Origin of the sequence: Streptomyces enissocaesilis, from assembly GCF_039533765.1 — a bacterium.
GTDB classification, from domain to species: domain Bacteria; phylum Actinomycetota; class Actinomycetes; order Streptomycetales; family Streptomycetaceae; genus Streptomyces; species Streptomyces enissocaesilis.
Map to the genome: position 1 here is coordinate 1 of NZ_BAAAUD010000093.1, position 7413 is coordinate 7413.

Annotated in this window: 5 protein-coding genes; all 5 read right to left on the reverse strand. The window is 65.3% G+C overall.

Going from position 1 to position 7413, the window contains the following annotated elements:
* Window positions 1–707: 707 nt before the first annotated feature.
* Complete coding sequence (locus tag ABD374_RS31790; protein ID WP_344500129.1) at window positions 708–1310, reverse strand: HD domain-containing protein; 603 nt, start codon at window positions 1308–1310, stop codon at window positions 708–710.
* A gap of 751 nt (window positions 1311–2061) precedes the next feature.
* A complete protein-coding gene (locus ABD374_RS31795) occupies window positions 2062–3843 on the reverse strand; it encodes a RecQ family ATP-dependent DNA helicase (protein ID WP_344500131.1) in 1782 nt (593 codons plus the stop codon).
* A 718-nt stretch (window positions 3844–4561) separates the two neighbouring features.
* Entirely contained in the window at window positions 4562–5032 is a 471-nt protein-coding gene (locus ABD374_RS31800; RefSeq protein ID WP_344500133.1) for a DUF5709 domain-containing protein, read from the reverse strand.
* Between the two features lie 135 nt (window positions 5033–5167).
* Entirely contained in the window at window positions 5168–6124 is a 957-nt protein-coding gene (locus ABD374_RS31805; RefSeq protein ID WP_344500135.1) for a zinc-binding dehydrogenase, read from the reverse strand.
* A 142-nt stretch (window positions 6125–6266) separates the two neighbouring features.
* Complete coding sequence (gene wrbA, locus ABD374_RS31810; protein ID WP_344500137.1) at window positions 6267–6869, reverse strand: NAD(P)H:quinone oxidoreductase; 603 nt, start codon at window positions 6867–6869, stop codon at window positions 6267–6269.
* Window positions 6870–7413: the final 544 nt, after the last annotated feature.

A 7413-nucleotide genomic window follows, 5' to 3' on the forward strand; every position in this document is an offset into this window, starting at 1 on the left:
CATGACGTACTCCCTAAACGATGTGATCTGCGAACACCCACAATCCTGAACTCCTCACCCCGCCGAAGCCCCTCAGATCAAGGCGGAAACCCCACACATCAAGACGGGAAACCACCAACCTCGAATCCGAGGTGGCTCGTCCAGGGAATCGCGCACCGCGCCGATTTATAAGGTGATCGCCAAGCGCCTGGCGGCCGAAGGTGCAGGGGTGGTCGCCCGTGGACGTAATGAGTTGCGGCCGGAGTGGCCGCGGACATCCGTATGCAGGTGGTGCTGTTGTGATGGCTGACCTCTGAACCGACGAGGGCGCGGAGCCGGCGTCACCCGTCGGGTCCGGCAGATGCTCCCAGAGGGATGCACGCGTCGGCCTTGGATCGGCGGCGGTCACGCCAGAGGGGCGATCGTCATGCTCCGCGGCGACGGGGTGCGACCTGTCAGCCCGGTCTACCTGCGCTGCCGATCCATGCGCGGGTGCATGGCTTGATCTTTGAGTGCCTGGGTGAACCTGTGCGGTTGGACCGCACGCGTCAGCAGGCCGAAACTGGTGAACTCAACGTGCTCGTCGTCAGTTTCCGCCGAGCGGCCGGCGAAGCCCAGAACCTGATTGCGGGCGACGGCGTCTCGGGCCGGCTTGTCCTCGAATACTGGCCGACCCCGGTCTGTCGCAACCTGCTCTTTCTCACCGCGGGAGAGACCGCCGGTCGAGCTCAGAAGGCCGGGTTGACGCCTGTGTACCCAGGTTCTGCCAGGCGGGCGGCCAGCAGCCCTCCAGGCCAACTGGACTTCGGTGCCTTCCCGGGGCATCGCAAGGCCTGATCGACCACTGCTTCACCGAGTACCACTTCGATGTCCATCCGCGGGAAGCGTCCCAGCAAGGCCGACAACTCCCCGTGATTGGTCCCGAGAGAGTCAGCGGCGCCGAAATCGGTCAGAACACCAAGCCTGACGAGTCTGGTCAGCGGCCCCATGCGCTCGGCAATGCCGGGAGACGTGTGCAGGGCGATGGCCTCCCACACCTTCTGTACCAGCGATGCGGGCCAGTCGTAGGCAGCCAGGAACGCACTTGCCGCGTCGGCGCCTTCTACCTCGAAACGCTGCGGTCCGTCGTACGCGTCGGCTGTTCCTGCGTCGTGAAACAGACAAGCAACGGCCAGCGCTTCACGCTCCCGCTCGTCGAGACCTTCCTGCCGGCCCAGGTGGTCAGCCACCACCCAGACCCTGATGCTGTGGTTGAGGATCGCTGGCCGAAGGACGGAGCGAACGTGCTCGTACGCCGATTCGGCGACGACTCCCACGAAGGAGACCTCCATACCCCACCCTCCTCGTTCCGAGCTGCTGGTGTCGGCTTTCACATCGTGAGGATAGCCTTCCTCGCTCGTTGCCGACCTCCGGGCGCGGCGTCCCCGCCGAGCACGGCGCTCGCAGTTCAGCTGCGAGCCGGGCGCTCCGGGACGGCCATCGCCGCGTATCCACCAGCGGGAGACTCAGGGTGCCCTGGAACGGGTAGTACCGTCATCTGCCACGGCCGGCTCCAAGGCCACCTGGTAGCCGACGGACACGACCCCCGCCGCTGTCACCCCGACTGGCAGCATCGTCCGACGTCATCCAACTCCTGCCCCTGCTCGATGCCGTCCCGCCTTCTTGGCCGAGGCGGCTGGTCACGCCACAAGCAGTCACCCTGTCTGCGGCTACCATGACTGCTACCGCACGCAGGTCTGCGCCACGACGTCCTGCCCGCATCGCACGGGGCGGCGCAGAACACGCCTGCGGACCAGGTGTCTACCGGCGGGTGGTCGAGCGGGCCTTCGCCCGGTGCGGGGGTGATCGGAACGGCGAGCGGACATACGTGAAGCGGCCTCAGCGCACTGGCTACAGACCAGTTCGGTGTGGCGACTACGACGGGTGTCGGTGACGCGTGCATCCACCGTCTCGTGGTGCTCGGTTTGGCTGCATACCGCACTTGCCAAGAGGTGCTTACCGTCCCGGAGTTCTCACACGATTACCCGATCAGGAACCCTGTTTGCCCAGCCCAGCAGGGTGATCGGAGGGGCATGGCGCCTCTCAGGTCTGTTGCAGGATTCCGGACGCCAGCGTTGATGGGGTGAGGTGCTTGTAGCCGGCGCTGGCGAAGTAGACGAGGAGTTCGTGGTCGTCCTGGCCGAGTAGATGTCCCTCTCCCCAGAGCCGATGCCGTACGGGAGTGCCGCCGTCGATGACGACCGGACGGTACGTCGGCGTCCCCCTCGGTGTTCCGTCGTTGTCGCAGTTCCCGCAGGGTGCTGTGTAGGTTTCACCGAAGTACGCGAGCAGTTCCGCCCGACGGCAGCGTGTGGTTTCTGCGTAGTGGCGAGCCGCGTCAAGGCGGCTGGCCACTACCGTCTGACGCCGCTTGTCCCGCGTGAGGAGTTGCCCGATCAACTTGGCTGGGTGGTGTGGACGGCGCTGCGGCTCGAGTACACGGTGGCGGCCGGAGCCGTGCAGCTGGACGATGCCCATATCCGCCAGCTCGTTGACGACACGGTCAACGGTGTGGGCAGGTACGTCGGCGGATCGGGCCAAGTCCGCGACGGCGATGTGGCAACCCGCGTTCTCCATGGCGTCGACCACACGGTGAAGTGCTGACTCGCCCAGATGCGTTCGTGCTGCGAGGCTGCGTGGGATGCGAATGGTGCGCGCGTCGTGCACCAAGATCGCGGTTGCTGGCTGCCCGTCTCGACCCGCCCTGCCGATTTCTTGGTAGTAGTCATCGATGCTTGCCGGCACGCCCGCATGCACCACGGTCCGGATGTCAGGCTTGTCTACGCCGAGGCCGAACGCGCTGGTAGCAACGACTACATCGAGACTCCCTGCGAAGAAGGCGTCCTGAACGCTGGATCGGGTCCGGGTGGGCAGACCGCCGTGGTAGGGAGCTGCTCGCAGGCCCTTGAGTTGCAGACGGTCGGCGAGGGCCTCGCACCGAGCATGGGTAAGTGCGTACACCAGAGCAGGCGTCTTGTGCTGCATGAGGACGTCGACGCAGCGATCGTCGACCGCTTGTGCCTCGGTGCTGGCCGGTTCTGTGTAGCGCATGGCCAGCGAGATGTTCGGGCGGTCGAAGTCGCCGACCACCACGTGCGGCATTCGCATGCCCAGGCGACGGGTGATGTCCGACTGGACGGGAGGCGAGGCCGTCGCGGTCAGGGCGAGGACAGGCGGACGTCCTAGGTCGGTCAGCACGTCGACCAATCGCAGGTACTCGGGTCGGAACTCCTGACCCCACTCGCTGACGAGGTGTGCTTCGTCGACGCAGAACAAGCCGACGGTTCGAGCTCCGGTGCGAACTGCAGCCGCCGTTTCATCGTTCGCAAGTTGCTCGGGTCCGATGAGGAGGAAATCCAAGTCGCCCCTTGCGAGGAGGCCCAGAGTTTCCCGCCGGCCACGAACGGGCTGCGCTGAGTTGAGCAGGGCTGCCTTGACGGGGCGCGATCCGTTGCGACGGCCGGTGATGGATCTCAGTTGATCCCGTTGCAACGCGATGAGGGGCGAGACGACGAGCGTCAGACCGCCGATCACCATTCCTGCCACCTGGTAGATCGCGCTCTTGCCGCTGCCGGTCGGCAGAACGGCGAGTGCGTCTCGGCCATCGACCACCGCCTGGACAGCCTCCTCCTGCGCCGGCCGCAGAGTGAAGCCAAACAGCGAGTCTGCCACTGCGGATGACGTACGTTCCAATGCAGACATGAAGCAGGCCGTACCTTTCTGAAACGAGCCACCGGCGGGGTCACCCACATGCGGTTGGTTTTGCTCGCCGGCTCTCAGCTCGGCCTGGGCAGGTAGGGCCCGGTGCACCGCGTGGTCCGGCATGGAGGGGAGGATGTCCGGCACTGTCCGCTTTTTTGGTGGGACGTTATCGCCGGCCTTTCCATGGCTGGGTAGTAGCCACGGGAGCGGAAGGTGCTCTGAGCTCGGCAGATCGGCTAACAGCCCAGTTACCGTGGACAGCGCACGAGCCGTCGCCACGCCAAGGGCTCACCACGCCCTCCACTCGAAGTGCCTGACCGCGCCCCTCCGCAAATCGGCTGCCGCTCCTGCCGTGGGTCTGGCAACTTGGCGTTGTCCGTGCCGTCACAGGGCGGGCTCATCGGCCGCACGTTTGTCGGTGCCACGGTGTCCGGGCGCTGCTCGGAACCACCCTTCCGCACTGATCTACAGGGCGACTCGGCGGCGACGGCGAATGACGCGGCCACCGCCGCTGAACAATGTCCAGAAGGCCTCGCATTCCATGGTCAGGACGCGTGAGAGATCCCATTTCACGCTTATGCCGTGAGGCGGCGCTAGCCGCTGCCCCACCAGCAGCCGATGCCGGAGCGGGCGGCCTCACCGTCGGTATGGTCCGCCGCACCGTCCGACGACCGAGCACGCTGCCGTCCGACGATGTCAGCCACGGCAGCACAGCCCACAACACACTAGACCCACCGGGAATTTGCCGTGTCTGCCACTCATGGTCGCTCCTGATGGCCGCAGATGACGGCATCGGCTGACCCTTTGTGCGGTGAGTGAGTGGCACAAGCCCCATGTCAGCTCAGTAGTCGGGGGACGTTTCGGAATCGGGTATGAGGTGGATGGCGGCCTCCTCTGCCGACGAACCAGCACCGTCCAGCCCACGATCAAAAGCGAACAAGTCAGACTCTGTGTTCTGCCGTGTCCCCTCGTCGAGTGCAACGAGACGTCCAGCCCGTTCATATCCGACCTCGTCGTCGCGAGGTTCGCCGTCCGTGTCCCAGGCGTCTCCGAGGCCATCACCTGCAGGCACTCCGACGTCCGGTACTTCCTCCGCGAGACGCTCGTCCAGAGTTTCCCCTCGGTGCTGCTCCGACGCCGTGACGCCACTGTGTTCGACGCCCCATGGCCTCTCCGGAGGCGAATACCCCTCATCAAGCGCTTCGTCACCGGCCCTGTAGTCCAGAGTGTCCAAGGCATCCAGGACTCCGGCGTCGTCCTGGACCTCCGCCCCGTCCGGCTGGTAGACGTCGTCTCCCATACCTTCGTCCATCAATGCTGCCCCTTCATCGAACGAGGGTCAAAGGACCCGCCGTGTCCGTCAGTTGGTGCCTTGCAGCGCCGTATGTGGCAAAGAACGTCGACTCGTCCGGCGTTGGAAAGTTCCGGATGCGCGGTTACATCAGCATCAGACGATGAGCACCGGCAGACCGGACAGTTTCCTGGCAGCGATGTCTTCGTGGGCGCGGGCCGCGTCGGTGAATGCGTAGCGAGTGACATCAAGATCGTGGAAGAGCCCGTCCCTGATCGCCTGGAACAACTGGCTCGATGCCTCACCGACGGTAGCCGAGTTCACATGGTCCTGAACGCCCCCGCTCGCCACCTTGATCCCACGCCGGGCCACCTCCGCGGCATCCGGCTGCGACTGACCGGACGCGGCACCGATGGCGACGATCTTTCCGCCGGACCGTACTGCCGCCGCCGACAGCTCCGCCGTGGCGTTGCCGACAAAGTCGAAGACAACGTCGACACCATCCGGAGCAATCGCCCACACCTTGGCGAGAGCCTCCGGATCCTGAGCGTAAAGGGCTTGATCGGCGCCGGCCCGCACCTTCTCAAGCTTGCCCTTCGACCCGGCTACACCGATGACGGTCGCGCCGAGCGCCTTTGCCCAGCGGGACAGGATGGATCCGACGTTGCCGGACGCGCCTGACACGAGCACTACTTCACCGGGAGCGATGTCATGGAGAGCTCGCAGCCCCATCCACGCCGTCAGGCCCTTGGCCAGGAATGCCGCAGCCTGTTCGTTGCTGATGTCCTGGGGCAGTGCGATGAGGGAGCGTGCGTCGATCAGCCGCTCGCTCGCGTAGGCGCCCATGGATGCGAAGTAGGCGACCCGGTCACCGACACGGAATTCCGCTGTATCCGCACCTACGGCTTCCACGGCACCCGAACCTTCGGAACCCAGCACCATGGGGAGAGGTCCGTTGACGCGCCCGTAACGCAGCATCGTGTCGAAGAAGTTCACGCCGATTGCTTCTTGCCTGATCTTCACCTCCCCGGGCCCGGGCTCTGCGATGTCGGCTGTCTCGACCCTCAGCACCGAGGGCTCTCCGTGCTCGTGTATACGGATGATCTTGGCCACGGTTGACACTCTTCCCTTGTGCGAAACGGTCGGCCGCCGGACCGACCACTGGACTGCATACCTAACGGAGGCTGGGCCGCCGGCCTACCTTGTCCTGAAGCGCACACGGCTTCGGGAGTCGGTGTATTGCGGCGCGGTGCGGTCAGCCGCAGAGACGGTCGGCTATGTCCGCGAGATGGCGGCCCTGATAGCGGGCCGCTTCGAGTGTGGCCTGGTCGGGACCCTCGCCGCCACCACTGGGCCAGCTGGTGCCGTAAGGGTTGCCGCCCGACGCAAACAGGAGAGGGTCGGCGTACCCGGGGGGCACGATGATGGAGCCCCAGTGGTAGAAGACGTTGTTCAGGGCGAGGAGCGTGGACTCCTGGCCGCCGTGGCGGTTCATTGCCGATGTGAAGCTGGTTGCCGGCTTGTTGTGGAAGACGCCGGCCTGCCACAGGCCGCCGGTCGAGTCGATGAACTGCTTCAGCTGCGAGGCGACGTTCCCGAACCGGGTGGGCGTTCCGAAGGCGTACGCCGTGGCCCACTCGAGGTCCTCCAACGTCGCTTCGGGCACCTCGTGCTTGGTGGCATCCGTGTGCGCGCGCCAGGCGGGATTGGCGTCAACGGCGCTGTCGGGCGCCAGCTCGGGTACGCGGCGCAGACGGACGTCTGCGTTGCGACTGCTGGCACCCTCCGCAACGGCTTGGGCCAGTTGGTGCACATTGCCGGTGGAGCTGTAGTAGATCACTGCAACTCGAGTACCCATGGTCGACTCCTGCTGTATGCGTCTTGGGGTTGTGTACCGGTTCGTGGCTCGGACGCTGCAATGCGACGTCGTACTTTCGAGCGGCGGACTCGGATGCGCCAGCATCTGGCCTGACCAGACTGCAACCTTGATCGGCTCGATGCCCCTCAGTAATGGGCAGGAACCCCACGGATCAGGACGTCTTTCCCGGGTCGGTGCAACGCGGCCGTGCAGGGCGACGTTCATGGCGTCGTGGCCGGATCCACCGGCGCTTGATCTGGCCTCTGATCCACACTGTCACGGAGCCTGAGCTGAGGGGCCCGGACATCCAGGCCGGTGGTGAGGCTGCAGGGCGCACCTTTTTTGCACCGGCAGCACCCTGCGCGCGTTGAGGCAGCAGCGAACGGGCCGGATGAACTCGAGGGTCTGGACACGGCTCCATAGGAGTGCGTGGCATATGAGAAGCCGTATCTCAACCGAATGCGATCTGTTGATTTTCCCTGGTCAGGCATGGGTTCGGGTGGGGTGAGGGAGAGTTCCGATGTTCTGTTCCGCTGTTCGGTGA

What these genes read in the sequence shown, in the direction of transcription:
- wrbA (WP_344500137.1), bottom strand. Translation starts at nt 6,869, where the DNA reads ATGGGTACTCGAGTTGCAGTGATCTACTACAGCTCCACCGGCAATGTG.
- ABD374_RS31800 (WP_344500133.1), bottom strand. Translation starts at nt 5,032, where the DNA reads ATGGACGAAGGTATGGGAGACGACGTCTACCAGCCGGACGGGGCGGAG.
- ABD374_RS31795 (WP_344500131.1), bottom strand. Translation starts at nt 3,843, where the DNA reads ATGCCGGACCACGCGGTGCACCGGGCCCTACCTGCCCAGGCCGAGCTG.
- ABD374_RS31790 (WP_344500129.1), bottom strand. Translation starts at nt 1,310, where the DNA reads ATGGAGGTCTCCTTCGTGGGAGTCGTCGCCGAATCGGCGTACGAGCAC.